Source organism: Amycolatopsis sp. cg13 (assembly GCF_041346965.1).
In the GTDB taxonomy this organism is placed as follows: domain Bacteria; phylum Actinomycetota; class Actinomycetes; order Mycobacteriales; family Pseudonocardiaceae; genus Amycolatopsis.
Window position 1 is genome coordinate 9446602 of the sequence record NZ_CP166848.1, and the last position, 25444, is coordinate 9472045.

Sequence of the window (25444 nt, forward strand, 5' to 3'; positions counted from 1 at the left end):
GGCCGGGATCGGTGTCGGGGATTCGAGGTTCTGGCCGGCGGGAAAAAAGCCGCCCGGGCCGGAGGCATTCGCCTGCGGCCCGGGCGGCCTTTTCTGCTGAGAGACTCTAGCTCCCGCGTTCCGGGTGTGCCCGGCGGCGGCCGCGCGGGAAATCGCCGGGCGGGCGCCGTTCGAACTCCGGCGGGGGAGCGAACGGCTCGTCCGGCTTTTCCCGAAATGATCTCCGCGGAACCCGCCGGGGCGACGGGCTATTTGCCCGCGCGCTTTTTCGCGGTGCGCTTGCGGGGTTTCGCCTCCGGCTTCTGGCTTTCCTCGTAGGCGGCGATCACCTCGCGCGGGATGCGGCCGCGTTCGGCGATCGCCCAGTTGTTGTCGAGGGCCCACGTGCGGATCGCCTTGGAGCGTTCGCGTTCCTCGGCCGTCGGCGCGGCCGTGGCCCGCACGGTCGTCTTGCGTCCGCCGGTCCGGCGGGCGGACGCGATGAACGTCGCCAGTTCCTCGCGCAGGGTGGCGGCGTTCTCGTCGGAAAGGTCGATTTCGTACTGGACGCCGTCGAGTCCGAAGGGGACGGTCTGCCCGGCTTCGGACCCGTCGAGGTCGTCGATCATCTCGACGAGGACTTTCTGTGCCATCGCGGTGACTCCTCCTGAAAACGGGACGCGGTCACCGCAGACCATAACAGGAGTCCACTGTGGCTGGTCGGCGGCAATAATGTAACGCCGGTCGCGCCGGTGGAATTGGCCGAGCCGAGCGGAACGGCGGTCAGGGAGTTTTCCGTTGCGGCATCGACCGGGCGCGGCTGGGCCTGCTCGGTGACGTGGAGTCCGCAATCGCCGAGTCCGCGGTATTTCTCCGGGTTGCTGGTGATGAGCCGCACTCGCTCGGGGATCCGCGCGCCGGAATCAGGAGAGCGGAAGTCCGCTTGAGGGAAAATGTAAACCATGCCGGTGTCGCCCCGAGGATCGCGTGCCGCTGAGCTCACGTCGGCGACCTGCTTCGGGGAGGCGTTCACCAGTCGGGCGGAGCTCGCATTGATCCCGCGGCGGGCGGGTATGCGAGGGGAAGAACCAGAGGAAGGGAACGCCAATGTCTGACGTCCGTGAGTACCTGACGGAAGTCGAGTACCCGTGCGAGCGCGAGGAGCTTCTCCGCCGGGCGGCCGCGAGCGGCGCCGGGGACGACGTCATCGGGCATCTCGGCAAGCTGCCCGAGCAGCGGTACGAGAACGTGGAAGCGGTGCACCGGCTGCTCGGCGACGACACCGACCCGCACGGGTGACCTCAGTCGGCGACGCCGTTCTTCTGGTCGATGAAGGTCTGCCGTTCCGGGGTGACCTGGAGGATGACGCGTCCGCAGACCTCGGCGTAGCGGCAGGGGTCCTGCTCGTCGCGGGCGGCGTTCTGGTACTTCACCCGGTGGGTCTCGGTGCTGAGCACGATTTTCTCGACGTGCACCCAGATCATCTGCGTCCGCAGCCTGCCGCCCGGCGGGTAAACCAGGTCAGAGCCAAACCAGCCCGGCGAGGACGGCGACGCCCGCGAGCAGCCAGGCCACGTAGTCGCCGACCTGGCCGGAATGCGCGCGGTGCAGGACGGTCAGGGCTTCGTGCACCGGTTTCGGCGTGCGGTGCCGCGACCACAGCGCGAAGGCGGCGGCACCGAGGGTGAGCAGGGCGGTCACCGCGGCGGACAGCAGACCGGGGCCGGTCCAGGACAGCTCAAACGCCGTCATCGGGAGGGGCAGCGGCAGCGTCGGCAGGACGTCGTGGAGGTAGCCCGCGCGGTCGACCGCTTGCGCCCCGGCCGCCGCGGCGACGTCGCGGATCCACGGGACGACTCCGGCCGCCAGCGCGAAACCGAGCAGCACGACGATGGCGGCGAGCATCGGTATCGGGGTGCGCTGGATCGGCTGGCCGGTCTCGGGCTCCTCGCCGGAACCGGTGGTCGTGTCGGCGGAATCGTCGGCGGGCGGCCTGCCGAGTCCGAAGTAGACTCTCAGTCCGGCTCGCAACACTGCTGCGGCGGTCAGCGCCGAGATCACCGCGAACACGACCATCAGCCATTCCGGACCAGCGTGCTCAGCCTCGTCCTTGCCGAGCGCTAGGCCGAAGGGCGGCAGCCCGGCGAGTGCGGCTGCGGCGAGCAGGAACAGCACCGCTTCTGTCCGTGAATGCGTTGCGCGGCCGAAGAGATCGTCCTCGTCGACGCTGCCGTAGCGGTCCTTCAAGACCCCAGTGAGGAGGAAGAGCGCGCCTTTGGCTCCGGCGTGCCCGAGCACCGAGAGAACGAACGCGGCCGTCGCCTCGCCGCCGGTCGCGGCGAGTCCACAAAGGAACAGTCCAATGTGGGCGATGGTCGAGTAGGCCAGCAGGCGTTTGAGATGCCGCTGGGTGAAGCAGAGCACCGCGCCGAGCACTGCGCTGGCGATCCCGGCGGTGAGGAAGATCCGGCTGACGGTGGCGTCGTCGAGCACCGAGCCGAAGACCGTGGTGCGGACGCGGAGGACGCCGTAGAGGCCGAGTTCGACCATGACGCCAGAGAACAGCACGCACACCGGCGTCGGCGCGACGGCGTGCGCGTCCGCGAGCCAGAAGTGGAACGGCACGGTCGCGGCTTTGACCAGCAGGCCGGTGCACACCAGGACGAACGCGGCGATGACGAGCGCGTCCGCCGGACGTCCGTCGAGCGCGACTCCCAGCTGCGCGAGACCGAGCTGGCCACCGCGGGCGTAGAGCAACCCGATGCCCATCAGCGTGAAGTACGCGCCGAGGGAGTTCACGACGCCGAAGTTCAGCGCGCCCTGTACGGAGTCCGCTTCCTCGATCCGGTACCCGGTGAGAGCGTAGGCGACCCCGCTCATCAGCTCGAAGAACACGAACAGCGTGAACAGGTCGCCGGTGAAGAGAAAACCGAGCATGCCGGTCAGGAAGAGCAGCATCATCGCGTGGTAACGGGCTTCGACGGCTTCGAAGTAATGCCAGCTGTAGAGCAGCGCGCAGACCGTCAGAAACGCCGCCAGCGCGGCGAAAGTCGTGTTCAGGCCGTCCGCGACGAGCACGATGCCGACCGAGCGGGTGCCTTCCGGGCCCTGTCTGCCCAGCCAGGTGACCACTCGCTCGTGGTGCGCCGCGGTCAGCAGGACTACGCACAGTGCGCAGACTGCCGCCGCGGTCACCGTGGCCGTCACGTCGACGACGACGCGGGGGAGTTTGCCGCCGAGGCCGAGCAGCAGGCAGGCGGCCAGCAGCGGGACGGCGATGGCGAGCGCGGGCAGGGTCGTCATGGTCAGCCGCGCAGCGCACGCAGTTCGTCGGGGTCGACCGTGCCGTGGCGGCGCGAGATCTGCAGCGTCAGGGCGAGCAGGAGCGCGGTGATGGTCGCCGAGACGACGATGTCGGTGAGCGTCATGGCCTGCACCATCGGATCGACTACCGGCTGCGACTGCCCCTGGGACACGATCGGGGCGGTGGCCTGGTCCTGGTAGCCGATCGCCAGCAGCAGGACGTACGTGCCGGATTGCGCGACCGACAGCGACACCACGGTGTGCACGAGGTGCCGGCTGCGCATGATCCCGGCGCAGCCGAGCAGCAACAGCCAGGCCGCTACGCCGTAGCAGGCCGCCGACACGACGCCGGTCATTGTTCCGCCAGCCCGTGCACGAAGAACCGCGACAGCAGCACGACGAATCCGGCGGCGACCTCGATGCCGATCAGGACGCTCAGCACCAGAACGGTCCCGGACGAGAGCAGCGAGCCGAATTGGCCGAGCGGCAGCACGTTCGCGAGGAACGAGCCGCCGACGGCCAGTCCCATCAGTCCGGTCACGACGTACAGGCCGGTGGCCGCTGCTTCGGCGTACTCGCACCAGTCGATAGGGCGCAGCCGGGCGAGGGCGCCGTAGCTGCCGGAGAGGTAGAGCAGGTGCCAGCCGGTCGCGAGGACGACGCCGCCCTGGAAACCGCCGCCCGGCGTCAGGTGTCCGTGCAGGACGATGTCGATGCCCAGCAGCACCGAGACCGGCAGCAGCAGGAACCCGGCGAGCTTCACCGCGGGCAGGACGTAACCGTGGCTGTCCGGTTTCGGCTCTTTCTTGGGCGGCTGCAGCAGGGCGAGCGTGCCGACCACCGCGGCGGCGACGATCGTTTCCTCGCCGAGGGTGTCGAGCGCGCGGAGGTCGAAGTTGACCGAGGACACCAGATTCGGCGTGGCCTCCCGGAAACCCCAGGGCAGGACCAGATCCCGGTAGAGATGGCTGGCGGTCCCGGCGGTCGGCATCCGGGTGAACGCGGCGACGAACAACGCGGCGACTCCGGCCAGCCCCGCCGTGCCGACGATGTCGCGGGTCCTCATCGCTTGCCCGTCTTCCGCAGGGTCAGCAGGACGAGCAGCGGGACGATGGCCGCGCCGACGGCGAGTTCGGACAACGCGACGTCCGGGGCTTGGAACACGACGAAAAGCACCGTCAGGCACAGGGAAAACACCGTGAGCGTGATCGCCTGCCGTTTCGGGTCGTGCGTCGCGACGACAGCGAACCCGGCCACTGCGACCAGCGCGAGCGCGACGAGCAGAACGGCGGCCGTCATGCGGGGAGGTCCTCGTCGATCTCGCCCCGGCGGCGGGCTTCGAGCCGGGCGGTGGCCGACTGCAGGATCGGGCTGGTGACCGCCAGCAGCACGACCGTCGCGAGGATCGCGCCCGAACCGAGTTGGACGCCGTTGACCAGGACGAGCCCGACGCCGATCAGCGGCGCGCCGAGCGTCGTCGCCGGGGAGAGGAAATGCAGCCGGGTCAGCAAGTTCTTGGCGCGCACCAGGCCGACGGCGGAGGCGAGGACGACGAATACCCCGGCGAAGACGAGAATCTGGGCGGCGAGGGTCATCGGGTCCCCAGGAGCCGTGCGAAGACGAGCGTTCCGGCGAAGGCGAGGACGGTCAGCGTCAGCGGGAGGATGATCGCGCTGGACGGGCCGTACGCCTGGACGAGCAGCAGGAGCGTCAGGACGGTGACGGTGCCGGCGAACTGCATTCCGGCCAGCCGTTCGATCGCAGTGCCCCGGGCCGCGAGCCACAGCGCGGTGCCGAGCCCGCCTGCCATCAGGAGCAGGGCGGCGAGGAAGAGCCAGGTCATCGCGTCACCTGATCGAGGGTCGGGGAGTCGGGAAGCAGCCGGTGGACGACGACGTGGGCGTCGTCCGGCGGGCTCGCGACGACCATCGCGCCGGGCGTGCAGCCGACGATCACTGTCGCGGTGGCGAGGCGTGCTTCGTGCTGCGCGCGCGGTTCGGTGGGGACGGTGACTTTTTCGCACTTTCCGGCGGAGGGGTGTTGGAAAACTGTGCGCAATGCGGCGACGGATTCGCTGATGGCGGCTTTGGGGAGCGGTATTAACCAGGTCAACCAGCCGAGCTTGGGTTGCCACGAACCGTTCATCGCCCGGCGCGCGGAACGGGCGGCGATCGCGCAGACCGCTGCGGCGCTGGCCCCGGCGATGAGTTCGGGGGCCGACGGGGTGGAGAGCGTGAGGGTCCACAGCCCGGTCAGGGCAAGCCACCACAGCGGAATCTCGGTCGCAGCGCGCATGTCTCACCTCGGGCAGGGGCTACCCACTTCGGACACCCGCCAATCCGCGATGACTCGCCGGGCCAGCGGTCCGTGAAGGGCTCCTTGAAGGAATCTGATTCCCTCAAGGAGCCCTTCACGGACCTCAGCCGACCACGATGGTGTGGTCGGTGCGGGAGACGAGTTCGCCGATCACGGGGTGGCCCGGGAGCTCGCCCGCGACCAGGAGTCCGCCGGAGGTTTGCGCGTCGGCGAGCAGCAGGGCTTCGTCCTCGGAGATCCGCGACAGGTCGGCGTGCGGGCGCACCCAGCCGAGGTTGCGGCGGGTCCCGCCGCTCACGTAGCCATCGCGCAGCGCCTCCCGCGCACCGTCCAGATACGGCACCGCCGTCGAGTCCAGCCGGGCGGTGACGCCGCTCGCCCGGGCCAGTTTGTGCAGGTGGCCGAGCAGACCGAACCCCGTGACGTCGGTCGCGCACACCGCGCCCGCCTCCAGCGCGGCGGCCGAGGCGGCGCGGTTCAGCGTGGTCATCGCGGCGATCGCCTCCTCGGACCGTTCGCCGGTGGCCTTGTGCCGCGAGTTCAGCACGCCGATCCCCAACGGCTTGGTCAGCGTCAGCGGCGTGCCCGGCTTGCCCGAATCGTTGCGCAGCAAGCGTTCCGGATCCGCGGTGCCGGTGACCGCGAGGCCGTACTTGGGCTCGGGGTCGTCGACGCTGTGCCCGCCCGACAAATGGCAACCAGCAGCAGCGCAGACGTCCAAGCCGCCGCGCAGCACCTCCGCGGCCAGCTCGAACGGCAGCACTTCCCGGGGCCAGCCGAGGAGATTGACCGCGACCACCGGGACGCCGCCCATCGCGTACACATCGGACAGCGCGTTCGCGGCGGCGATCCGACCCCAGTCGTACGGGTCGTCGACGACTGGGGTGAAAAAGTCCGTGGTCGCGATCAGCGCGACGTTCCCGGCGATGCGGACGGCCGCCGCGTCGTCGCCGTCGTCGAGGCCGACCAGGAGTTCGCCGGGCGGGTCTTTCGGAGTCGCACCGGACAGGCTGCGGACGATCGTTTCCAGCTCGCCGGGCGGGATTTTGCACGCGCAGCCGCCGCCGTGGGCGTACTGGGTCAGCCGGACGGTCATGTGCTCATGATGCGGGGGCGCGACGGTCTTGGCAGGATGGCGGAATGCCCCAGGGAGGCGTATCCGGCCTGGTGACCGGCGCGGTCTTCAACACCGTTGAGCGGCAGGTCCTGCCGCTGGCGGGTTCGATTCCCGTCCGCCTCCGCCATGGGTGACCCGCGCCGGGCGATCCCGCGCACCGACGCCGTGCTCGGCGAGCCGAGGATCGCGAAAGCCGCCGAAACCCTCGGCCGCGACCTGGTGAAATCGCTGGTCGCGGCGGCGCAGCAGCGGGCCCGGGCGGGCGAGATCGAGCCTGGCGAGGTCGTCGCGGAGGTGGCGGCCCGGCTGCCCGCGACGGTGTCGTCGCTGCGTCCGGTGCTCAACGCGACCGGCGTTCTCGTGCACACGAACCTCGGCCGCGCGCCGCTGTCCGCGGCCGCATTGGACGCCATCGTCGCGGCGGGCGGTGCGACCGACGTCGAGTTCGCCCTCGAAACCGGGGAACGGGCGAAGCGCGGGCGCGGCACTTTGGCGGCGCTGGCGGAGGCGGTGCCGCGCGCCGAGGCGGTGCACGTGGTCAACAACAACGCGGCGGCGCTGCTGTTGTGCGCGCTGACGTTGGCTCCGGGCAAGGAAATCGTGGTCAGCCGCGGCGAGCTGGTCGAAATCGGCGACGGGTTCCGCATCCCGGATCTGCTCGCCTCGACCGGTGCCCGGCTGCGCGAAATCGGTACCACCAACCGGACTTCGGCGGCCGATTACGCGGCGGCCATCGGTCCGGACACCGGATTCGTGCTCAAGATCCATCCCTCGAACTACCGGGTCACCGGGTTCACCTCGGAAGCGAGCGTCGCCGAACTGGCCGGGCTCGGCGTGCCGCTGGTCGCCGATGTCGGGTCTGGGCTGCTCACACCGCATCCGCTGCTGCCGGACGAGCCGGACGTCACGACCGCCTTGGCCGACGGCGCGAACGTCGTCACCGCGAGCGGCGACAAGCTCCTCGGCGGTCCCCAGGCGGGCTTGCTCTTCGGAGATGCCGAACTGCTGCAACGGCTTCGACGGCATCCAGCGGCGAGGGCGTTGCGGGTCGACAAACTGACCCTCGCCGCGCTCGAAGCCACCCTCCGCGGGCCGGAACCACCGGTGCGGGCGGCACTTCTCGCGGAGAACCTCCACCAGCGCGCCGAGGCTTTGGCCGCGTCGCTGCGTTCGGCAGGGGTGGACGCCGAGGCCGTGGACTCGACGGCGGTCGTCGGTGGCGGCGGTGCGCCGGGTGTGGGGTTGCCCAGTGCGGCGGTCGCGTTGCCCGCTCGGTATGCGGAGGCGTTGCGACTGGGCGAGCCCGCTGTCGTCGGCCGGATCGTGCGGGACCGGTGTCTGCTCGACCTGCGGACGGTTTCCCCGGCGGACGACGCGACGGTCCGGGAGGCGGTCTCCCGATGCGGGTGATCGCCACCGCCGGGCACGTCGACCACGGGAAATCCACCTTGATCCGCCGCCTCACCGGCATGGAGCCCGACCGGTGGGCCGAGGAACGCCGCCGCGGCCTGACCCTCGACCTCGGTTTCGCCTGGACCCGGCTGGGCGGCGAGGAACTCGCTTTCGTGGACGTCCCCGGGCATCAGCGGTTCGTGCCGAACATGCTGGCGGGCGTCGGTCCTGTCCCGGCCGCGCTGTTCGTCGTGGCCGCGGACGAGGGATGGATGCCGCAGTCGGCGGAGCACCTGGCGGCACTTGACGCGTTCGGTGTCCGGCACGGCCTGCTCGCGGTCACCAAATCCGACCGCGCCGACCCGGGTCCGGCGACGGCGGCGGCGCTCGAGGAGATCGCGGCGACGGCGCTCGGCGAGGTGCCCGCGGTCAGCGTCAGCGGCACGACCGGCGCGGGGCTCGAAGAATTGAAAGCTCAGCTCGCCAAGCTGGCCAGCCGGTTGCCGCCGCCGGATCTGGAGGCGGACGTCCGGCTCTGGATCGACCGGGCGTTCACGATCAAGGGCGCGGGCACGGTGGTCACCGGAACCCTCGGCGGCGGAACCCTGCGGGTCGGCGACGAGTTGACGCTCGGTGCGGGCCGGGTGCAGATCCGCGGCCTGCAGGCGCTCGGCGAATCGCGCGAAAGCGTGGCCGCGGTGGCTCGGGTCGCGGTGAATTTACGCGGCGTGGCAAAGGATTCCGTCGGCCGGGGCGATGTTCTGCTGACCCCGGGAGCGTGGCGTCCAGCGACGGAAGTCGATGTCCGGTTGCGCGGCGCACCGTCCGGCGAGCTGCATCGGAACCTCGTGCTGCACTTCGGATCCGCAGCAGTGCCGAGCCGGGTCCGTCCGCTCGGGCCGGACACCGCGCGGGTGCTGCTCGCGCACCCGCTGCCGCTCCGGACCGGCGACCGGGGGCTGCTGCGCGACCCGGGAGAGCACCGGATCCCGGCCGGATTCGACGTCGTGGACGTCCGGCCGCCGTCCCTCGCGCGTCGCGGGGCGGCGCGAGCCCGGGGCGAAGAGCTGACCGTCGTGGAACCGGGCTGGGATTACCTCCGCCGCGAAGGTTTCGTGCGCCATGAGGACTTCCGCGCGCTGGGGCTGCCCGCGGTAGGCGAGCGGCTCGGCGGCTGGCACGCCGACCCGGCCCGCCTCAGCCGGTTGCGAGCGGAGGTCGGCGAAGCAGTCGCGGCCTGGACTCGTGAGCATCCGCTGGCAGCGGGAATCCCGGCCGAGGCGCTCCGGCAACGGCTCGGCCTGCCGGACGCGGAACTCGTCCCAGCAGTCCTCAGCGATGGGCTGATCCTCAAGGACGGTCTCGTCCGCAAGCCCGGCGCCGGGCTGACCGCTGAAGTGGAAAACGCAGTCAAAGTCCTCGAAGAGAGATTCGCCGAGCACCCGTTCCGCGCACCGGAGGCGGACGAACTGCGGAAACTCGGTCTGGGCAAACGGGAATTGGCCGCCGCCGTCCGCGTAGGCCGGTTGCGGGCGATCGCCGACGGAGTGGTGCTGGCGCCGGACGCGCCGCAACGCGCGGTGGAAGTCCTGGCCGCGCTCGGCGAACCGTTCACGGTGTCGCGGGCCCGGCAGGCGCTGGACAGCACGCGCCGGGTGATGATCCCGCTGCTGGAGCATCTCGACGCCGCCGGGCTCACCGAACCGCTCGGCGACGGGACCCGCCGGACGTGCTGCGAGCGCCCGGAGAACGGATTACCGTGACAGCGTGGGCATGCGGCAGTGGATCGAAGGCTGGCCGGTGTACCGGCAGCTGGCCGGTCCCGACCGCACCGCGCGCGCCTCGGCGGCCAAGTCCGCCGGTTCGGAGCGCTGGCACGCCCGCACCGAGGACGCCGACAAGGTAGTCCGTTCGATCTGTCCGTATTGCGCCGTCGGCTGCGGCCAGAAGGTGTACGTGAAGGACGGCGCGGTCACCCAGATCGAGGGCGACCCGGATTCGCCGATCTCCCGGGGCAGGCTGTGCCCGAAAGGCTCGGCCAGCAAACAGCTCGTGACCAGCCCGAGCCGCGTCACCGAAGTCCTCTACCGGCGGCCGTACGGCGCCGAGTGGGAGCGGCTGTCCCTCGACCAGGCGATGGACATGATCGCCGACCGCGTGCTCAAGACGCGCGCCGAAACCTGGCAGGACGCCGACGACCAGGGCCGCAAGCTCAATCGCACGCTCGGCTTCGCGAGCCTCGGCGGCGCGACGCTGGACAACGAAGAGAACTACCTGATGAAGAAGCTGTACACCGCGCTCGGCGCGATACAGATCGAAAATCAGGCCCGTATTTGACACTCCGCCACGGTTCCCGGTCTGGGGACCTCCTTCGGTCGTGGAGGCGCCACGACGTTCCAGCAGGACCTCGCCAACGCCGATTGCATCGTCATCCAGGGCTCGAACATGGCCGAATGCCATCCGGTCGGGTTCCAGTGGGTGATGGAGGCGAAGGCCCGCGGCGCGAAGATCATCCACGTCGACCCGCGGTTCACCCGCACGAGCGCGGTCGCGCACGTGCACGCCTCGGTGCGGGCCGGGTCGGACATCGCGTTCCTCGGCGGGCTGATCAACTACGTCCTGCAGCACGACCTGGACTTCCGCGAGTACGTCGTGGCCTACACGAACGCCGCCGCGATCCTGACCGAGGAGTTCGCCGACACCGAGGACCTCGACGGCCTGTTCTCCGGCTTCGACCCGGAAAAGCGCCAGTACGACAACTCGACCTGGGCGTACGAGGACGCTGAAGCGTCCCCGGCGGCCGGCGCCCGCGACCCGGACCAGCCGGGCGGGCACCACGGCGGCGAGAAGCACCAGAGTTCCGCGCGCGCCGAGTCCTACGGCAGCGGCGGCGCGGCGATCGAAACGAAGCCCAGGACCGACGAGACGCTGCAACACCCGAGGTGCGTTTTCCAAGTACTCAAACGGCATTTCTCCCGCTACACGCCCGAGGCCGTCGCGGACATCTGCGGCCTGCCGGTCGAGCAGTTCACCGAAATCGCCGAGGCGATCACCGCGAACTCCGGCCGCGACCGCACCACGGCCTGGGTGTATTCGGTCGGCTGGACGCACCACACGGTCGGCGCGCAGTACATCCGCACCGCCTCGATCCTGCAGACGCTGCTGGGCAACATCGGCCGTCCGGGCGGCGGCATCCTCGCGCTGCGCGGGCACGCCAGCATCCAGGGCTCGACCGACATCCCGACGCTGTTCAACCTGCTGCCCGGCTACATCCCGATGCCGCACGCGCACCAGCACCTCGACCTCGACAGCTTCGTCGAGGCCGACGCGGGCAAGACCGGGTTCTGGGGCAACATGCGCTCCTACACCGTGAGCCTGCTCAAGGCGTACTGGGGCGAGAACGCCCAGCCGCACAACGACTTCCGCTTCGACTACCTGCCGCGGCTGACCGGCGATCACGGGACGTACGCGACCGTCCAGAAGCAGATCGCGGGGGAGTGCAAGGGCTACTTCCTGGTCGGCGAGAACCCGGCGGTCGGCTCGGCCAACGGCAAGTTCCAGCGGCTCGGCCTGGCCAATCTCGACTGGCTGGTGGTCCGCGACCTGCAGCTGATCGAAAGCGCGACATTCTGGAAGAACGGCCCGGAGATCGAAACCGGCGAACTGAAGTCCGAGGAGATCGGCACCGAGATCTTCTTCTTGCCCGCCGCCGCGCACACTGAGAAGGACGGCAGCTTCACCAACACCCAGCGGCTGCTGCAATGGCACCACAAGGCGGTCGAGCCGCCCGGCGACGCCCGCAGCGACCTGTGGTTCTACTACCACCTGGGCAGGCTGATCCGGGAACGCGCCAGCAGCGGCGAGCGCGACGCCCCGCTCCGCGACCTCGCCTGGAGCTATCCGACCGAGGGGCCGACGGCCGACCCGAGCGCGGAATCCGTGCTCGCGGAGATCAACGGCCACGGACCGGAAGGCCCGCTCTCGTCCTACACGCAGCTGAAGGACGACGGTTCGACGTCGTGCGGCTGCTGGATCTACTGCGGCGTCCGCGCGGACGGCCACAACCACGCCGCGAACCGGCAGCCCGGCTCCGAACAGGACTGGGTCGCGAACGGCTGGGCCTGGGCGTGGCCAGCCAACCGGCGGATCCTGTACAACCGCGCCTCGGCGGATCCGGACGGGAAGCCGTGGAGCGAGCGCAAGAAGCTGGTCTACTGGGACGCTGCGGAGTCGAAGTGGACCGGCCCGGACGTCCCGGACTTCGAGGCCGCCAAGCCGCCCGATTACCAGCCGCCGGACGGCGCACGAGCACAGGACGCGCTGAGCGGCCGCGATCCGTTCATCATGCAGACCGACGGCAAAGCCTGGCTGTACGTCCCCGCCGGGTTGGCTGACGGCCCGATGCCGACGCATTACGAGCCCTTCGAAAGCCCAGTCGGCAACGCGCTGTACGGCCAGCAGTCCTCGCCGGTGCGGCAGACGCTGGACAGCCCGGTCAACCAGTACAACCCGACGCGCAGCGAGGTCTTTCCGTACGTGTTCACCACTTATCGGCTCACCGAGCATCACACGGCGGGCGGGATGAGCCGGACGTTGCCGTATCTGTCCGAACTGCAGCCGGAGTTCTTCTGCGAGATCTCGCCCGCGCTGGCGGCCGAACGCGGGCTGGAACACCTCGGCTGGGCGACCATCGTGTCGTCGCGGACGGCGATCGAGGCCCGTGTGCTGGTCACCGACCGCGTCAAACCGCTCAAGGTGCGCGGCCGCACCGTCCACCAGGTCGGGCTGCCGTACCACTGGGGCCCGAACGGGCTGTCGCGCGGCGACGCGGCCAACGACCTGCTGTCGATCGTGCTGGACCCGAACGTGCACATCCAGGAGGCCAAGGCGGCCACCTGCGACATCCGTCCCGGACGGCGGCCGCGCGGGCCTGCGCTGCTGGACTTCGTGGCGGAGTACCGGAGGCGAGCCAATGGCTGAGTACGGCGCCCAGCCCCGGATGGGGTTCTTCACCGACACGTCGGTGTGCATCGGGTGCAAGGCGTGCGAGGTCGCGTGCAAGGAGTGGAACGGCGTCCCGGAGGCGGGCGGGCAGGACCTGCTCGGGCTGTCGTACGACAACACCGGCGATCTCGGGTCGAACACCTGGCGGCACGTGGCGTTCATCGAACAACCCGCGGTGGACCTGGGGATGCCGACCGTCGGGGCGCCGGAACAGCAGTCCGAGGAGGAGCCGGGCGTGCGCTGGCTGATGTCGAGCGACGTCTGCAAGCACTGCACGCACGCGGCCTGCCTCGACGTCTGCCCGACCGGCGCGCTGTTTCGCACCGAATTCGACACGGTCGTGGTGCAGCAGGACATCTGCAACGGTTGCGGCTACTGCGTTCCGGCGTGTCCGTACGGGGTGATCGAGAAGCGCGAGAGCGACGGCCGCGCGTTCAAGTGCACCCTCTGCTACGACCGGCTCGGCGCCGGGATGGAACCCGCGTGCGCCAAGGCTTGCCCGACCGACTCCATCCAATTCGGCGAGCTGGACGAACTCCGCGAACGCGCCGCCGCACGGGTGTCGACGCTGCATTCGGACGGCGTGCCGGAAGCACGGCTGTACGGGCACGATCCCGAGGACGGAGTCGGTGGCGACGGCGCGTTCTTCCTCCTGCTGGACGAACCCGAGGTCTACGGATTCCCGCCGGACCCGGTCGTGACGACCCGCGATCTGCCGCAGATGTGGAAGCGCGCCGCGACAACGGCGGCCGGGGTAGCAGCGGCGCTGGTCGTGTCGTTCCTGGGACGGCGTCGATGAGCCCGCGGCGCGAACGGGCGATGGTCGAGCCCGCGGAATTCCGTTCCTACTACGGGAGGCCGATCCTCAAGGAGCCTGCCTGGAAACAGCCGGACGTCCCGCTGTACCTGTTTCTAGGCGGCGCGGCCGGTGCTTCCGCGTCGCTGGCCGCCCTTGCCGATGCGACTGGACGCCCGGAGTTGGCCAAGGTCGGTCGGCTGGCCGCTTCCGGCGGGTCGATCGCCAGTGTCGTCGCGCTGATCCACGATCTCGGCAAGCCGACGCGGTTCCTGAACATGCTGCGCGTGCTGAAACCGACTTCGCCGTTGTCGGTGGGTTCGTGGATCCTGTCGCCGTTCTCCGGCCTCGCCGCGGTGTCGGCTTTTACCGCGCTGACCGGCCGTTTTCCTCGACTGGGCCGGTTGGCCGGGGTCGGGGCGGGCGTGCTGGGACCGGCGATGTGCACGTACACCGCGGTGCTGCTGGCCGACACCGCGACGCCCTCTTGGCACGAGGCGCACGGGACGCTGCCAGTGCTGTTCGCCGGTAGCGCGCTGACCAGCGGGGCCGGGGTCGCGCTGATTTCGGTGCCGCGCAAGGAGAACGGCCCGGTGGTGCGGGCCGGGCTCGCCGGGGCCGTAGCGGAGTTGGCTGCGGAGCATCACTTGGAGACCGGCCTGGGGTTGGCTTCGGAACCGTACCGGACCGGCCGGGCTGGGCGGTTGTTGAAGGCGGCGAAGGTGCTTACCGCTGCGGGTGCGACGTTGTCGTTGGCTGCCCGCAAGAACCGCGCGGCCGGTGTTGTTGCGGGTGCGGCATACCTAGCTTCTGGGCTGTGCACGCGGTTCGGCGTTTACGCGGCCGGGGTTGAGTCCACAAAGGATCCGAAGTACGTCGTTGTTCCGCAGCGGGAACGGCTTGCAGCGAAGCGTGCGGGCCGTCGTTAGCGGGCGGCCCGGACGCACCGCCACAGCTCTTCGCCGTACGGCACCGCGATGAGCCCGGCGATCGCCGCCCCGATCCCGGCGAGGTAGCCGCGCGGCAGCTGGCGGCGCTTGGGCTGCAGCCGCCAGGCGCTGCGCCGGTCGTCGGCATGCAGCAGCTCCCGGACGTCTTTCCAATGCAGACAAGCGATCGCGGCGCTCCCCATGAACGGCAGCGACTCCAGGAAACTGTGGATGTGCTGTTCGAACGGCTTCACCTCGCGGTCGCTGTCCACCGCGGTCTTGACGTCCCACAGCGCCGTCGCCTCGTGTGCGGCGATCGTGGCGGCCATGATCGTCAGCACGAGCGGGTTGATCTCGCACAGCAGCGCGAGCGTGATCGGCAGCCCGACCTCGGCCATCATCAGCAGGTGGATCAGCGATTCCCGCACCCCGGCGGTGTCCTCGATCCGGGTGCGGCGGTGCTGCCACCAGTCCAGCAGCCCGGGCACGAACCACGCCGGGAGGATGCCGTAGAGCAGATACCGCAGCGTGGCGGTTTCCGTGTCGGACGCGCGCTCCGGGATGCGCAGCCGCGACCGGTCCGCGACCGCCTTGCGCAGGGTTTCAGCGGAGCCCTCATGCCGCCGGCTCCAGCAGGATCTTCTGGACGCCGTCCAGCTTCTTCTGGAACATCTCGTACGCCCGCGGCGCGTCGGCGAGCGGGAGTTTGTGCGTCGCGAAGCCTTCGACGCCAAGGGGATCGCCGTCCGCGGTGAGCACCGGCAGGATGTCGTCGATCCACCGGCGCACGTTCGCCTGCCCGCTGTGCAGCCGGATCTGCTTGTCGAACAGGTCCATCATCGGGATCGGGTCAGCCATCCCGCCGTACACCCCGGACAGCGAGATCGTGCCGCCGCGCCGGACGCTGTCGATGGCCGCGTACAGCACGCTCAGCCGGTCGATCCCGGCCTTCTCGGTGACCTTCGCGCCCACCGCCTGCGGCAGCAGCGCGACCAGGTTGTGCGCGAGCTTCCCGATCGGCGCGCCGTGCGCTTCCATGCCGACCGCGTCGATCACCGAATCCGCGCCGCGGCCGCCGGTGAGGTCGCGGATCGCGTCGCCGATCCGCCGGTGGTCGCGCAGGTCCAGCGTCGTCGCCCCGTGCGCGCGGGCCCGGGCCAGCCGTTCCGGCACGAGATCGACGCCGATCACCTTGCCCGCGCCCTGATGCTGCGCGACCCGCGCGGCCATCTGGCCGATCGGCCCGAGCCCGAAGACCACGACGGAACCGCCGTCGGGAATGTCCGCGTACGCCACGGCTTGCCACGCCGTCGGGACCACATCGGACAGGTAGACGAACCGTTCGTCCGGCGGGCCGTCGGGCACCTTGATCGGCCCGTACTGCGCTTGCGGGACCCGGAGGTATTCGGCCTGCCCGCCAGGCACCTGGCCGTAGAGCTTCGTGTAGCCGAGCAGCGCCGCGCCCTTGCCCTGATCCTTGACCTGGGTGGTCTCGCACTGCGATTGCAGACCGCGTTCGCACATCCAGCAGTGCCCGCAGGAGATGTTGAAGGGCACCACCACGCGGTCGCCCGGCTTCAGCGTGCTCACGCCGCTGCCGACTTCCTCGACGATCCCCATCGGCTCGTGGCCGAGGATGTCGCCCTCGGTCATGAACGGGCCGAGGACCTCGTACAGGTGCAGGTCCGAACCGCAGATGCCGGTGGAGGTCACCCGCACGACGGCGTCGGTCGGCTCCTCGATCTTCGGGTCCGGGACGGCCTCGACTCGCACGTCCCGCTTGCCGTGCCAGGTCACTGCTTTCATACCGGCCGGATTCCCCTTGCCGGGACCGGCAAACGTCAGAGGCCGCGCAGGTCGGCGACGAACTCCTCGTACGCGGTGTCGCGGTCGGGCGCGCGCAGCACGGCGGACGGGTGCACGGTGGCGAGCGCCGAGGAGAACATCCCGGTGAACTCCTCCGGCGGATCCAGCTGCTCTCCGCGATGCCGGGTGAGCCGGAAACTGCTGCCGTACACCGATTGCGCGGCCGTCGCGCCCAGCAACAGCACGAGCCGCGGCCGGACGGCCCGCAGTTCGGCGACCAGCCACGGCCGGCACGCGACGACCTCGGACCGCGCCGGCTTGTCGTGGATCCGGCGTTTGCCGCGGAGCTGGAACTTGAAGTGCTTGACCGCGTTGGTCACGTAGAGGGAATCGCGGTCAAGGCCCGCGTCGCCGAGCGCCCGGTCGAGCAGCCGCCCGGCCGGGCCGACGAAAGGCTCGCCGCGCCGGTCCTCCTGGTCGCCGGGCTGCTCGCCGAGGGCGAAGATGTCCGCTCGTTCAGGACCCGCGCCGAAAACCGTGGCGGTGGCGTCGCGGTACAGCCCACAGCCGTGGCAATCCCGGGCTGCTTCGCGGAGTGTGCCGAGGCGGGTGGTGTCCGGCGGCTCGGCTCCCGGTTCCTGACGCGAGACCATCGGAACCCGTTACCCGCACCGGGCCTCGCGCAAACACGACGAGCGCGACCGCATCGGGCGAGTTAACGTCGAGGGCCATGACCGACATCACCAGCCTGATCCTCGACGATCACGAGCGGTTCCGGCGAGCGTTCGCGGAACTGGACGACCTCGCCGGCCCGGACGAGCTGGCGCGGGCGTGGGAACCGCTCGCCGCGCTGCTGGACCTGCACGCGGCAGCCGAAGAGGCGGTCTTCTACCCCGAGTTGATCCAGCGCGGCGCCGACGCCGAGGACGAGACGCTCGACGCGGTCGGCGACCACAACGACATCCGCGACGCCGTCGCCGAAGCCCGCCGGCACCCGGCAGGCAGCGCGGCTTGGCACGCGGCGGTCCGGCAAGCGCGCACCGCCAACAGCGAGCACATGGCCGAGGAGGAGGACGACGCGCTCGCCGACTTCCGCAAGCACGCCGATCCGGGCCTGCGCGAGGAACTCGGCCGGAAGTTCCTGGCGTTCAAGGCCGAGCACGAGGGCGACGTCGACACCGGGGACGTCGATCCGGAGCGCTACGTCGAGGAACAGGAACGAAAAGCCGGGAAGACCCCGCCGGACGACGGTTCGCTGGGCATCGGCGGCCTGAAGGGAGCACGATGAACCACCTGATGCGCGACCTGGCGCCGATCCCGGCCGACGGCTGGAACCAGATCGACGACGAGGCGCGGGAACGGCTGGCGACCCATCTCGCCGCCCGCAAGATGGTCGACGTCGAAGGCCCGCACGGCTGGACGCATTCGGCTACCTCGCTCGGCCGGACCCGGCGGATCGAGCCGCCGGAGGCCGCCCGGGAGACTCTGGCGCAGCAGCGCCGGGTGTTGCCGCTGGTTGAGGTGCGCGTGCCGTTCACCGTCGAGCGGAGGGAGTTGGAGGACGCCGAGCGCGGTGCCGACGACCTGGAGTTCGACGATCTCGACCAGGCCGCTGCCCAGGTCGGCTTGGTGGAGAACCGCGCGGTGTTCCACGGCTGGCCGGATGCGGGGATCACCGGGATCGTCGAGGCGAGCCCGTACGACCACGGGACGCTGGGCGCCGATCCGGAGCGGTATCCGCATGTGGTGGCCAATGCGGTGAACACGTTGCGGTGCAACGGGATTGAGGGGCCGTACGCGCTGGCGATCAATCCTGAGGGGTACACCTCCATTGTGGAAAGCACCGAGCATGGCGGTCTTCTCGTGCTCGATCACCTTCGCCGGGCGTTGGGCGGCGGCCGGGTGAAGCGGACCCCGGGGCTGACCGGCGCGGTCGTGCTGAGCTTGGCGGGCGGGGACTTCGTGCTGGAACTCGGCCAAGACCTGTCAGTGGGCTACCGCCACCACGACGCGGAGACGTTGACGCTGTATCTGGAGGAGAGCTTCAGCTTCCGCGTCACCGAACCGGACGCCGCACTCGTCCTCGACTGAGGGCGACGGGTACGGGGCCCTCACGGCAGCGAGCCGTGAGGGGAACCCTGAGAGGGTGTTGTGGAACCTGGGTGGTTAGTCGTTGGTGTCTTCTGCTAGGCGGCGGGCTGCTTCGGTTTCGATGGGGCCGGAGGGTTCGATGTGTTCGTCGGCGAGGCGGGCGGCCATGAGCCGGATCATCGCGAATTGGATCATGGCTTCGGCGTGGGCGGTTTTGCGTTCGTAGTCGCGGGTCAAGCGTCTGCACCTCGTCAGCCAGCCGAAGGTTCGTTCCACCACCCACCGGCGGGGCAGCACCTGGAACCCTTTCACATCGGCGTTGCGGGGCACCGCGACGATCTCGATGTTCTCGGTCTCGCGGGCCCATCCAACGAGGGTGGTGTCTTTGGAGTTGACGTAGCCGCCGTCGACCCACACCAGCTCGAGCCGGGGAAAGGCCCGCCGGATCCCGGTCAGGATCCGGCGGGCTCCGGGCCGGTCCTGCACCGACGCCGAGGTCACGGCCACGCCCAGGATCAGCCCGAGCGTGTCGACCAGGACATGCCGTTTGCGGCCCCGCACCCGTTTCCCCGCGTCGTAGCCGATCTGCTCCCCGCCTTCGACGGTTTTCACCGACTGCGAGTCCAGCACCGCCGCCGACGGCCGCGGGTCCCGGCCGTCGCGCTCGCGCACCTTGTCGCGCAGCACGTCGTGCACCCGAGCCCAGGTGCCGTCCGCGGTCCAGGCCGCGAACACCCGATACGCGGTGGTCCACGGCGCGAGATCACGCGGCGCCAGCCGCCACGCGCACCCGCTGACCAGCACATAGCTGATCGTGTCGATCACCAACCGACGCGAATGCACCGGCGGACGCCCGCCCAGACTCGGATGCCTCTTGGGCAGCAACGGCTCGATCACCGCCCACTGCGCATCCGTCAACGACGAGCCATAGGCCGGTTTGCACACACAGACGCACACCCGGCTTGATGATCACCACCGCCGCACCGCTACCACAGCCGACACACCGCACCGAAAACCAGGTTTCACAACACCCTCTGAGGGAATCAGATTCCCTGAGGGTTCCCCTCACGGACATCGCGCCGGAGCTGCCTGCCGCGGCGCTCGTCCTCGACTGACCCAGGATTCCTCCGCCCCGCAGCCGGGTATCCGGCTCCCATGAGCAGTCGCGGAAAGATCCAAGTCACCACCCGAGTGCGGCTCGACGACGCCGACGACCTCGCCGAGCATTACACGCCCGGCGTCGCCGAGCTGGCCAAACGCGTCGCCGAGGACCCGTCGGTGCTCGCGCGCGAAACCGTGCGCAGCAACTCCGTCGCGATCGTTTCCGACGGTTCCGCGCTGCTCGGCCTCGGCGACCAGGGTCCGGCCGCCGCATTGCCCGTGATGGAGGGCAAGGCGGCGCTGCTGAAGCGGTTCGCCGACGTCGACGCCTGGCCGATCTGCCCGGTCAGCCGCGAGCCGGAAGACCTCGTGCGCACCGCCAAGGACCTGGCGACGTCCTTCGGCGCGATCAACCTGGAGGACATCGCCGCGCCCCGGTGCTTCACGGTGGAGCGGCAGTTGCACGACGAGCTGGACATCCCGGTTTTCCACGACGACCAGCACGGGACCGCGATAGTCGTGCTGGCCGCTTTGGACAATGCGCTGAAGCTGACCGATCGCACGCCGGGGGAGACGTCGGTGGTGATCTCCGGCGCAGGTGCGGCCGGGTCCGCGATCGCGCGGCTCCTGCTCAAGGCGGAGTTCAGCGCGGACCGGATCGTGGTCTGCGACAGCAAGGGCGCGCTGCACGGCGAACGCGATCTGACCGGCGAGAAGCAATGGCTCGCGGAGAACACCAATCGCGGCGACGCGGTCCGGGGGAGCCTTCAGGACGCCTTGCAGGACGCGGACGTCTTCATCGGCGTGAGCGTCGGCGGCCTGCTCAAAGGCGACGACCTCGCCCGGATGGCCGACCGGGCGATCGTGTTCGCACTGGCCAATCCGGATCCGGAGGTCGACCCGGACGCCGCGCACGAGCACGCGGAGATCGTCGCGACCGGCCGCAGCGATCTGCCCAACCAGATCAACAACGTCCTCGTGTTCCCGGGCATGTTCCGCGGCCTGCTCGACTCCGGCGCGCCGAGGGTGACCGCGCGGATGCTGCTCGCGGCCTCGCACGCGCTGGCCGCGACGGTCGGCGACGATATCGACCGGGAGCACATCATGCCCAGCGTCTTCGACGAGGGCCTGGTGCCCGCGATCGCCGAGGGCGTCGGCGGCGCGGCGGAAAACGACTGAAGGAGCGGGGAATGCGAAGCGCGCAGTCCGGACGCAAGTACGAGCTGAGCCTGCGGGCCCGGGTGCCGCAGCTGGCGGGCAAGGGGATCACGCAGGAGGCTCCCGCCGAGCGGACGCTGGAGACCGTTTATTACGACACCAAGGACTTCCGGTTGACCAGAGCCGGAATCACGCTGCGAAGAAGCAGCGACGCCGGGTGGTCCCTGAGATTGCCCAGCGAAGAGCTGCGGTTTCCGCTCGACGACGACCCGAAGGTACCCGCTCCGATCGCGACGCTGCTCCGCGCGTACACGCTGGACCGCAAGCTGCGCCCGGTCGCGCAGCTGCGGACCGACCGGTTCACGCACCGGCTGGCCGACGCGTCCGGCCGGACGCTGGCGACCCTGGCGGACGACCACGTCACCGGAGAATTCCTCGGGGGACAGGCGGTTCGGCTGGATCGCTGGCGCGAACTCGACGTCGAGTGCGCGCCGGAGCTGCTCGACCGCCTTGATCGCACGTTGCGCAAGCGCGGGGCCGAGAACGCCTGGTGGCCGTCGAAACTGCAGCGGTTGATCGGAGACGCCGCGGAAGGCAAGCGGGGCTCGAACGAGGTCCTGGCTGCGTACCTGAGCGAGCAATTCGATCGATTGCGCCGCGCTGACTTGGGTTTTCGCGTCGGGGAAGACGATTCAGTGCACCAGCTCCGGGTCGCGGCGCGGAAGCTGCGGAGCGGGCTCCGGACGTTCAAAACCTTACTGGGCAAGAAGAAGGCCGATGCGATCGCAGCGGAGCTGAAGTGGCTGGGAGGCGAACTCGCCCCCGCGCGCGACGCCGAGGTCAGCCAAGCTCGCCTCGAAGCCTGTCTCGACGAAGTCCCGTCGGAGCTGGTTTTCGGTCCGCTGCGGCAATACCTGACCCGTGACTTCGCCCGCACCTCCCAAACGGAGCTGGACCGCGCGACGGAAGCGTTGTCCAGCACCCGATACGTGACCCTGTTGCGGTCGATCGCCGTGCTGCTCGACACGATCCAGCCCGTGGGCAAGAAGGCGTTGCGGAAGCCCATGCGCAAAACCGCGCGCAAGCTGTACCGGGCCACCGCGGCGACCGAGGGGCTCAGCGGCGCCGAGTTGGAGAAGGCGCTGCACAACGTCCGGAAGAAGGCCAAGCGCGCCCGTTACGCCGCCGATGCCGTCCGGCCGGTGTTCGGCAAGAAGCTGCGCGCCTGGCGCAAGAACGTCAAGGCGGTGCAGCAGACCCTCGGCAAGCATCAGGACACCGTGGTGGACCGCGAAGCGTTGCGGCACTTCGCGATCGACGGCTTCAGCGAGAACCAGAACACGTTCACCTTCGGTCTCCTCTACGGCCGCGACGAAGCTGCCGCGCACGGGTTGCGGGACCGGTTCGCCGAGGAATGGCGCACGCTGCGGAAAGGCAAACGTCCGGCCTGGCTGAAAGTGTGAGGTGCACTGAGGACAGCAGAAACGCCGGCGGTGTCTCGGCACCACCGGCGTCCCCGCGGCAACGAAAGTCCGGCGCGCGGAGCCGGTGCCGCGCTGCGATCTTGCTACCCCGCCGCCACGAGGTCTAAACCTTTCCCCGATCCGGTTTCGCCGCGGCCGGATCGGGGAACCCTGCGGGAAATGGGATCACAACTGACCGCGACGTGGGTATCGGCGATCGGGAGCGCGGGCTCGCTGCTGGGGTTCGCCTCGTATGTGTGGATCATGCTGCTCAACCGGAAGGACCAGGCGGAAGTCCGGCAGGAGCAGCAGGCGCAGTCGGTCTCCGCGTGGCTCGACGAAGGCGCCCGGCATGAGCGTGAAGAGGATTACGTCGTGTGCGCGCACAACAGCGGCGACGCACCGGTGTTCGACTGCTCGCTGGAGGTCTGCCGTCCGGACGAGGAAGAACCGCACCGCGCCCGGTTCGCGATCATCCCGCCCGGCGCGACCGCCGTCCGCGCGCTGCCCTTCGGCGAGGACGCCATGCCGGTGGACGACCTGTACTCGGCGGCCGCCGTTCCCGGCCTGTCGTTCACCGATTCCCGCGGCGGCCACTGGAGCCGCGACACCGCGGGCGTGCTCAGCCGCACCGACCGCCGTTCGCTGCGCGGGCGCTGGCGGTCCGGACGCTGATCGCTCCGGGGAAAGGCATCCGTGACCGCGACCCCGCACGTCCCTTCCAGCAGCCCGCATGCCGTCCTCGCCGCGCTGCGCGGCTATCTCGCCGAGGTCGCGTGCGCGCTCGGGACCGGCCTGGACTCCTGCACTGTCGACGAGGGTCCGCCGCTTTCGGCGTACGTAGGCCTCGACGGCTGCCTGCCGGGTTACCCCGGCCGGGATTTCGCGTTGCTGTGGGATGAGGTCCACGGATGGGCGATCGCGGTCGAAACGCATTCCGGCGAGGACTTCATCGTGCTCCGCTATCTCGGCGGAGCCACCGTCACGCCGCCGCCCGCGGAGCTGCTCGGGTTCGTCACCGCATTGCGCGAGGACGACCACCGCATCGGGCAGGTCGCGCCGCCTGCTCTCCGCTCCGTAGGCAGTGTCGCGGAACTCGACACTCTGCTGCGTCTTCGCGGTGTGACTTGAGCCCCCATTCGGGTGGCCGGCCGGTTGATCTTGGTCGGCGGCGGGTATCACCCGGCCATGACGCTCCGGCCGCCTGGCGACCCGCGCGGGCGCGCTGCTCCGCCGCCCGCTCGTCTTGCGACGCCGGGCACTGTCCACTAAGGATGATGAGCGTCGGCAACGCGATGCGCTCCACGCACTGTACGAGTCACGTTCCCCTCGGCTGTCAGGAGGATTTCCATGACCGCGGCGACCATGACCCGCACCCGGCGCAGCGACGACTACCGGCACTGCGCCGTGCTGTTCGAGGAGATCAGCCACCTCGCCGAGGACACTGACGAGCACTCGCGGCTGCGGCGGCGCCTCATCGAGGAACACCTGCCGCTGGCCGAGCACATCGCCCGCCGGTTCGCCCGCCGCGGCCAGCCGTCCGAAGACCTCCTGCAGGTGGCGCGCATCGGCCTGATCAACGCCGTCGACCGCTACGACCCGGCGCGCCAGACGGATTTCGTCGCGTTCGCCGTCCCGACGGTGATGGGCGAGGTCCGCCGGTACTTCCGCGACCACACCTGGTCGGTCCGGGTCCCGCGCCGGCTCAAGGAACTCCACCTGAGGATCGGCCAGACCGCCACGGAACTGGGCCAGCGCCTCGGCCGCGCGCCCACCGCGCGGGAGCTCGCCGACCACCTGGACCTCGACCTCGACGAGGTCGCCGAAGCCTTGCACGCCGGGAACGCTTACCAGGCCGCGTCGATCGACTATCCGGCGCACGACGACACCGGTTCGATCGCTTTGGCGGACACGCTGGGCGAAAACGATCCCGAGATCGAGAAGCTCGAGGACCGGGAAACGCTCAAGCCGTTGCTGCGGAATCTGCCGGAGCGGGAGCGGGCGATTGTCGTCATGCGGTTTTTCTCGAATATGACGCAGAGCCAGATCGCGGAGCGGGTCGGGTTGTCGCAGATGCAGGTTTCGCGGTTGCTGGCGCGGACGTTGAGCACCTTGCGGGAGCAGCTCACCGAGGCCGCTGACCGGGCATAGCCAGCCGGATTCCGGCACGGGAAACTATCCTGTGACGTATTCGGTAGGAGTGCAGCCGGTCAAACTGCGGAAATCGCGGTTGAGGTGAGATTGATCAGCGTAACCGCAGCGGATCGCCAGCTCTGCCCATGATCGCGCGGACGGTAGCCGGGACACCGCGCGGTGCAGGCGGGCGATCCGTCCGACAGTCCGGGGCGAGAGGCCGATCTGCTCGCGGAAACGGACGGTCAGGTGCTGCCGCGTCCAGCCGATCTCGGCGGCCACGGCGTCGACCCGCGCCGGTCCGGACGTCAGCCGGTGCCAGGCGGCCTGCACCGGGCGGGTCAGAGCCGGGCCGGAGACGACGCGGGGGAGCAGGAAGTCGTCGAGCAGGGCGAATCGCGTGGTCCAGTCTGGGGCGGCCGCTAGTTGGTCGGTGAGCAGGTCGGCGTCGCGGCCGAGGAGGTCGGTGGCGGAGACGCTCGCGTTCGCCAGCAGGCGCAGCGGCAGGCCGAACAACGCGTGTGCGGCGGGCGGGCTCAGCGCGACCGTGACTCCTCGGGCGGGCCCGGCTTGAGAGACGAGCAAGGGGCGGTCTTGCAATCCGAGGACCGGCGACAGCGGCAGCGACCGGGCGGGGGCCTCGAAGTCCAGGATCATGGTGATCGCGCCCAACGGCGTTACCCGCCAAGGCATTTCGGCGGAACTCGGGAACTCGTGGCCCGCGTAGTCCAGGACGCCCGGGACTCGCGATTTCCCGAAGGCGTGCCGTCCCCGGGAGGTCGTGATTTCCCGGCGCGGAACGACGAGCGACCACTCTGCCATGCCGCCATCTTACGTTCGTCCAAGACCGTGCCGG

General features: G+C 69.9%; 28 protein-coding genes and 1 tRNA gene. 14 read left to right on the forward strand and 15 right to left on the reverse strand.

Annotated elements, in window-relative coordinates:
• Positions 1-248 precede the first annotated feature (248 nt).
• A complete protein-coding gene (locus AB5I40_RS44190; RefSeq protein ID WP_370936147.1) occupies positions 249-632 on the reverse strand; it encodes an Lsr2 family protein in 384 nt (127 codons plus the stop codon).
• Between the two features lie 454 nt (positions 633-1086).
• On the opposite strand from AB5I40_RS44190, the gene AB5I40_RS44195 reads away from it, so the two are divergent.
• Positions 1087-1278 (forward strand): DUF2795 domain-containing protein, encoded by a 192-nt coding sequence (locus AB5I40_RS44195; protein ID WP_370936148.1) that lies wholly within the window; start codon positions 1087-1089, stop codon positions 1276-1278.
• 2 nt (positions 1279-1280) lie between these two features.
• On the opposite strand, the gene AB5I40_RS44200 is transcribed toward AB5I40_RS44195, so the two are convergent.
• The 9 genes from AB5I40_RS44200 to selD all read right to left on the reverse strand — a co-directional run bounded on the left by AB5I40_RS44200 (position 1281) and on the right by selD (position 6694).
• Positions 1281-1463: a hypothetical protein gene (locus AB5I40_RS44200; protein ID WP_370936149.1), complete on the reverse strand. Its 183-nt coding sequence runs from the start codon at positions 1461-1463 to the stop codon at positions 1281-1283.
• 37 nt (positions 1464-1500) lie between these two features.
• Complete coding sequence (locus tag AB5I40_RS44205; protein ID WP_370936150.1) at positions 1501-3282, reverse strand: complex I subunit 5 family protein; 1782 nt, start codon at positions 3280-3282, stop codon at positions 1501-1503.
• 2 nt (positions 3283-3284) lie between these two features.
• Complete coding sequence (locus tag AB5I40_RS44210) at positions 3285-3638, reverse strand: NADH-quinone oxidoreductase subunit K (protein ID WP_116204709.1); 354 nt, start codon at positions 3636-3638, stop codon at positions 3285-3287.
• Positions 3635-4348, reverse strand: coding sequence for an MnhB domain-containing protein (locus AB5I40_RS44215; RefSeq protein WP_370936151.1), 714 nt, complete (start codon positions 4346-4348; stop codon positions 3635-3637). Before AB5I40_RS44215 ends, AB5I40_RS44210 begins: the two co-directional genes overlap by 4 nt.
• On the reverse strand, positions 4345-4581 hold the full coding sequence (locus tag AB5I40_RS44220) for a DUF4040 domain-containing protein (protein WP_037810690.1): 237 nt from the start codon (positions 4579-4581) through the stop codon (positions 4345-4347). Before AB5I40_RS44220 ends, AB5I40_RS44215 begins: the two co-directional genes overlap by 4 nt.
• Positions 4578-4877: a cation:proton antiporter gene (locus tag AB5I40_RS44225; protein ID WP_370936152.1), complete on the reverse strand. Its 300-nt coding sequence runs from the start codon at positions 4875-4877 to the stop codon at positions 4578-4580. The genes AB5I40_RS44220 and AB5I40_RS44225 overlap by 4 nt, the downstream gene beginning before the upstream one ends.
• Positions 4874-5125 carry a monovalent cation/H+ antiporter complex subunit F gene (locus AB5I40_RS44230; protein ID WP_370936153.1) on the reverse strand — a complete coding sequence of 84 codons (252 nt, stop codon included), beginning with the start codon at positions 5123-5125 and terminating at the stop codon, positions 4874-4876. The genes AB5I40_RS44225 and AB5I40_RS44230 overlap by 4 nt, the downstream gene beginning before the upstream one ends.
• Positions 5122-5577 (reverse strand): Na+/H+ antiporter subunit E, encoded by a 456-nt coding sequence (locus AB5I40_RS44235; RefSeq protein ID WP_370936154.1) that lies wholly within the window; start codon positions 5575-5577, stop codon positions 5122-5124. Before AB5I40_RS44235 ends, AB5I40_RS44230 begins: the two co-directional genes overlap by 4 nt.
• 124 nt (positions 5578-5701) lie before the next feature.
• Positions 5702-6694 (reverse strand): selenide, water dikinase SelD, encoded by a 993-nt coding sequence (selD, locus tag AB5I40_RS44240; RefSeq protein ID WP_370936155.1) that lies wholly within the window; start codon positions 6692-6694, stop codon positions 5702-5704.
• Between the two features lie 53 nt (positions 6695-6747).
• Here selD and AB5I40_RS44245 point away from each other — a divergent pair.
• The 6 genes from AB5I40_RS44245 (at position 6748) to nrfD (ending at position 14836) form a co-directional block, all read left to right on the forward strand.
• Positions 6748-6842: transfer RNA gene (locus AB5I40_RS44245), tRNA-Sec, on the forward strand.
• Complete coding sequence (gene selA, locus AB5I40_RS44250; RefSeq protein WP_370936156.1) at positions 6842-8125, forward strand: L-seryl-tRNA(Sec) selenium transferase; 1284 nt, start codon at positions 6842-6844, stop codon at positions 8123-8125. The genes AB5I40_RS44245 and selA overlap by 1 nt, the downstream gene beginning before the upstream one ends.
• Entirely contained in the window at positions 8116-9870 is a 1755-nt protein-coding gene (selB, locus tag AB5I40_RS44255; RefSeq protein ID WP_370936157.1) for a selenocysteine-specific translation elongation factor, read from the forward strand. Before selA ends, selB begins: the two co-directional genes overlap by 10 nt.
• A gap of 4 nt (positions 9871-9874) precedes the next feature.
• Entirely contained in the window at positions 9875-13087 is a 3213-nt protein-coding gene (gene fdh, locus AB5I40_RS44260) for a formate dehydrogenase (RefSeq protein WP_370936158.1), read from the forward strand.
• Entirely contained in the window at positions 13080-13910 is an 831-nt protein-coding gene (locus tag AB5I40_RS44265) for a 4Fe-4S dicluster domain-containing protein (protein ID WP_370936159.1), read from the forward strand. The genes fdh and AB5I40_RS44265 overlap by 8 nt, the downstream gene beginning before the upstream one ends.
• On the forward strand, positions 13907-14836 hold the full coding sequence (gene nrfD / locus AB5I40_RS44270) for an NrfD/PsrC family molybdoenzyme membrane anchor subunit (protein WP_370936160.1): 930 nt from the start codon (positions 13907-13909) through the stop codon (positions 14834-14836). Before AB5I40_RS44265 ends, nrfD begins: the two co-directional genes overlap by 4 nt.
• Here nrfD and AB5I40_RS44275 read toward each other — a convergent pair.
• The 3 genes from AB5I40_RS44275 to AB5I40_RS44285 form a co-directional block, all read right to left on the reverse strand.
• Positions 14833-15324 (reverse strand): diguanylate cyclase/phosphodiesterase, encoded by a 492-nt coding sequence (locus AB5I40_RS44275; protein WP_370936161.1) that lies wholly within the window; start codon positions 15322-15324, stop codon positions 14833-14835. The genes nrfD and AB5I40_RS44275 overlap by 4 nt on opposite strands.
• 127 nt (positions 15325-15451) lie before the next feature.
• Positions 15452-16642 carry a zinc-dependent alcohol dehydrogenase gene (locus tag AB5I40_RS44280; protein WP_370936162.1) on the reverse strand — a complete coding sequence of 397 codons (1191 nt, stop codon included), beginning with the start codon at positions 16640-16642 and terminating at the stop codon, positions 15452-15454.
• Between the two features lie 35 nt (positions 16643-16677).
• Entirely contained in the window at positions 16678-17295 is a 618-nt protein-coding gene (locus AB5I40_RS44285) for a UdgX family uracil-DNA binding protein (protein ID WP_370936163.1), read from the reverse strand.
• Positions 17296-17372: 77 nt separating this feature from the next.
• Between AB5I40_RS44285 and AB5I40_RS44290 the strand changes: the two genes are divergently transcribed.
• Together AB5I40_RS44290 and AB5I40_RS44295 are read left to right on the forward strand one after the other, a co-directional pair.
• The gene (locus tag AB5I40_RS44290) at positions 17373-17930 is read left to right on the forward strand and encodes a hemerythrin domain-containing protein (protein ID WP_370936164.1); all 558 of its coding nucleotides are present in this window, start codon (positions 17373-17375) and stop codon (positions 17928-17930) included.
• Positions 17927-18733 (forward strand): family 1 encapsulin nanocompartment shell protein, encoded by an 807-nt coding sequence (locus AB5I40_RS44295; protein ID WP_370936165.1) that lies wholly within the window; start codon positions 17927-17929, stop codon positions 18731-18733. The genes AB5I40_RS44290 and AB5I40_RS44295 overlap by 4 nt, the downstream gene beginning before the upstream one ends.
• A 75-nt stretch (positions 18734-18808) precedes the next feature.
• Here AB5I40_RS44295 and AB5I40_RS44300 read toward each other — a convergent pair whose 3' ends face one another.
• Positions 18809-19690, reverse strand: a complete 882-nt coding sequence (locus tag AB5I40_RS44300) for an IS5 family transposase (protein WP_370936166.1) — start codon at positions 19688-19690, stop codon at positions 18809-18811.
• Between the two features lie 198 nt (positions 19691-19888).
• Between AB5I40_RS44300 and AB5I40_RS44305 the strand changes: the two genes are divergently transcribed.
• From AB5I40_RS44305 to AB5I40_RS44325, 5 genes are all read left to right on the forward strand, one after another.
• Positions 19889-21013: an NADP-dependent malic enzyme gene (locus tag AB5I40_RS44305; protein ID WP_370936167.1), complete on the forward strand. Its 1125-nt coding sequence runs from the start codon at positions 19889-19891 to the stop codon at positions 21011-21013.
• A gap of 11 nt (positions 21014-21024) precedes the next feature.
• Positions 21025-22455: a CHAD domain-containing protein gene (locus AB5I40_RS44310; RefSeq protein ID WP_370936168.1), complete on the forward strand. Its 1431-nt coding sequence runs from the start codon at positions 21025-21027 to the stop codon at positions 22453-22455.
• 180 nt (positions 22456-22635) lie between these two features.
• The gene (locus tag AB5I40_RS44315) at positions 22636-23130 is read left to right on the forward strand and encodes a hypothetical protein (protein ID WP_370936169.1); all 495 of its coding nucleotides are present in this window, start codon (positions 22636-22638) and stop codon (positions 23128-23130) included.
• A 21-nt stretch (positions 23131-23151) separates the two neighbouring features.
• Positions 23152-23586: a DUF6292 family protein gene (locus tag AB5I40_RS44320; protein WP_370936170.1), complete on the forward strand. Its 435-nt coding sequence runs from the start codon at positions 23152-23154 to the stop codon at positions 23584-23586.
• Positions 23587-23805: 219 nt separating this feature from the next.
• Positions 23806-24606, forward strand: a complete 801-nt coding sequence (locus AB5I40_RS44325) for a SigB/SigF/SigG family RNA polymerase sigma factor (RefSeq protein ID WP_370936171.1) — start codon at positions 23806-23808, stop codon at positions 24604-24606.
• A gap of 24 nt (positions 24607-24630) precedes the next feature.
• On the opposite strand, the gene AB5I40_RS44330 is transcribed toward AB5I40_RS44325, so the two are convergent.
• Positions 24631-25410: a helix-turn-helix domain-containing protein gene (locus tag AB5I40_RS44330; RefSeq protein ID WP_370936172.1), complete on the reverse strand. Its 780-nt coding sequence runs from the start codon at positions 25408-25410 to the stop codon at positions 24631-24633.
• Positions 25411-25444 lie beyond the last annotated feature (34 nt).

Coding starts and splice junctions, on each gene's coding strand:
- AB5I40_RS44215 (WP_370936151.1), bottom strand. CDS start 4,348: ATGAGGACCCGCGACATCGTCGGCACGGCGGGGCTGGCCGGAGTCGCC.
- AB5I40_RS44190 (WP_370936147.1), bottom strand. CDS start 632: ATGGCACAGAAAGTCCTCGTCGAGATGATCGACGACCTCGACGGGTCC.
- AB5I40_RS44295 (WP_370936165.1), top strand. CDS start 17,927: ATGAACCACCTGATGCGCGACCTGGCGCCGATCCCGGCCGACGGCTGG.
- AB5I40_RS44265 (WP_370936159.1), top strand. CDS start 13,080: ATGGCTGAGTACGGCGCCCAGCCCCGGATGGGGTTCTTCACCGACACG.
- AB5I40_RS44330 (WP_370936172.1), bottom strand. CDS start 25,410: ATGGCAGAGTGGTCGCTCGTCGTTCCGCGCCGGGAAATCACGACCTCC.
- AB5I40_RS44285 (WP_370936163.1), bottom strand. CDS start 17,295: ATGGTCTCGCGTCAGGAACCGGGAGCCGAGCCGCCGGACACCACCCGC.
- AB5I40_RS44195 (WP_370936148.1), top strand. CDS start 1,087: ATGTCTGACGTCCGTGAGTACCTGACGGAAGTCGAGTACCCGTGCGAG.
- selA (WP_370936156.1), top strand. CDS start 6,842: ATGGGTGACCCGCGCCGGGCGATCCCGCGCACCGACGCCGTGCTCGGC.
- AB5I40_RS44305 (WP_370936167.1), top strand. CDS start 19,889: ATGAGCAGTCGCGGAAAGATCCAAGTCACCACCCGAGTGCGGCTCGAC.
- AB5I40_RS44280 (WP_370936162.1), bottom strand. CDS start 16,642: ATGAAAGCAGTGACCTGGCACGGCAAGCGGGACGTGCGAGTCGAGGCC.
- nrfD (WP_370936160.1), top strand. CDS start 13,907: ATGAGCCCGCGGCGCGAACGGGCGATGGTCGAGCCCGCGGAATTCCGT.
- selB (WP_370936157.1), top strand. CDS start 8,116: ATGCGGGTGATCGCCACCGCCGGGCACGTCGACCACGGGAAATCCACC.
- AB5I40_RS44225 (WP_370936152.1), bottom strand. CDS start 4,877: ATGACCCTCGCCGCCCAGATTCTCGTCTTCGCCGGGGTATTCGTCGTC.
- AB5I40_RS44315 (WP_370936169.1), top strand. CDS start 22,636: ATGGGATCACAACTGACCGCGACGTGGGTATCGGCGATCGGGAGCGCG.
- AB5I40_RS44210 (WP_116204709.1), bottom strand. CDS start 3,638: ATGACCGGCGTCGTGTCGGCGGCCTGCTACGGCGTAGCGGCCTGGCTG.
- AB5I40_RS44310 (WP_370936168.1), top strand. CDS start 21,025: ATGCGAAGCGCGCAGTCCGGACGCAAGTACGAGCTGAGCCTGCGGGCC.
- AB5I40_RS44325 (WP_370936171.1), top strand. CDS start 23,806: ATGACCGCGGCGACCATGACCCGCACCCGGCGCAGCGACGACTACCGG.
- AB5I40_RS44230 (WP_370936153.1), bottom strand. CDS start 5,125: ATGACCTGGCTCTTCCTCGCCGCCCTGCTCCTGATGGCAGGCGGGCTC.
- AB5I40_RS44200 (WP_370936149.1), bottom strand. CDS start 1,463: ATGATCTGGGTGCACGTCGAGAAAATCGTGCTCAGCACCGAGACCCAC.
- AB5I40_RS44290 (WP_370936164.1), top strand. CDS start 17,373: ATGACCGACATCACCAGCCTGATCCTCGACGATCACGAGCGGTTCCGG.
- AB5I40_RS44235 (WP_370936154.1), bottom strand. CDS start 5,577: ATGCGCGCTGCGACCGAGATTCCGCTGTGGTGGCTTGCCCTGACCGGG.
- selD (WP_370936155.1), bottom strand. CDS start 6,694: ATGACCGTCCGGCTGACCCAGTACGCCCACGGCGGCGGCTGCGCGTGC.
- AB5I40_RS44205 (WP_370936150.1), bottom strand. CDS start 3,282: ATGACGACCCTGCCCGCGCTCGCCATCGCCGTCCCGCTGCTGGCCGCC.
- AB5I40_RS44220 (WP_037810690.1), bottom strand. CDS start 4,581: ATGACGGCCGCCGTTCTGCTCGTCGCGCTCGCGCTGGTCGCAGTGGCC.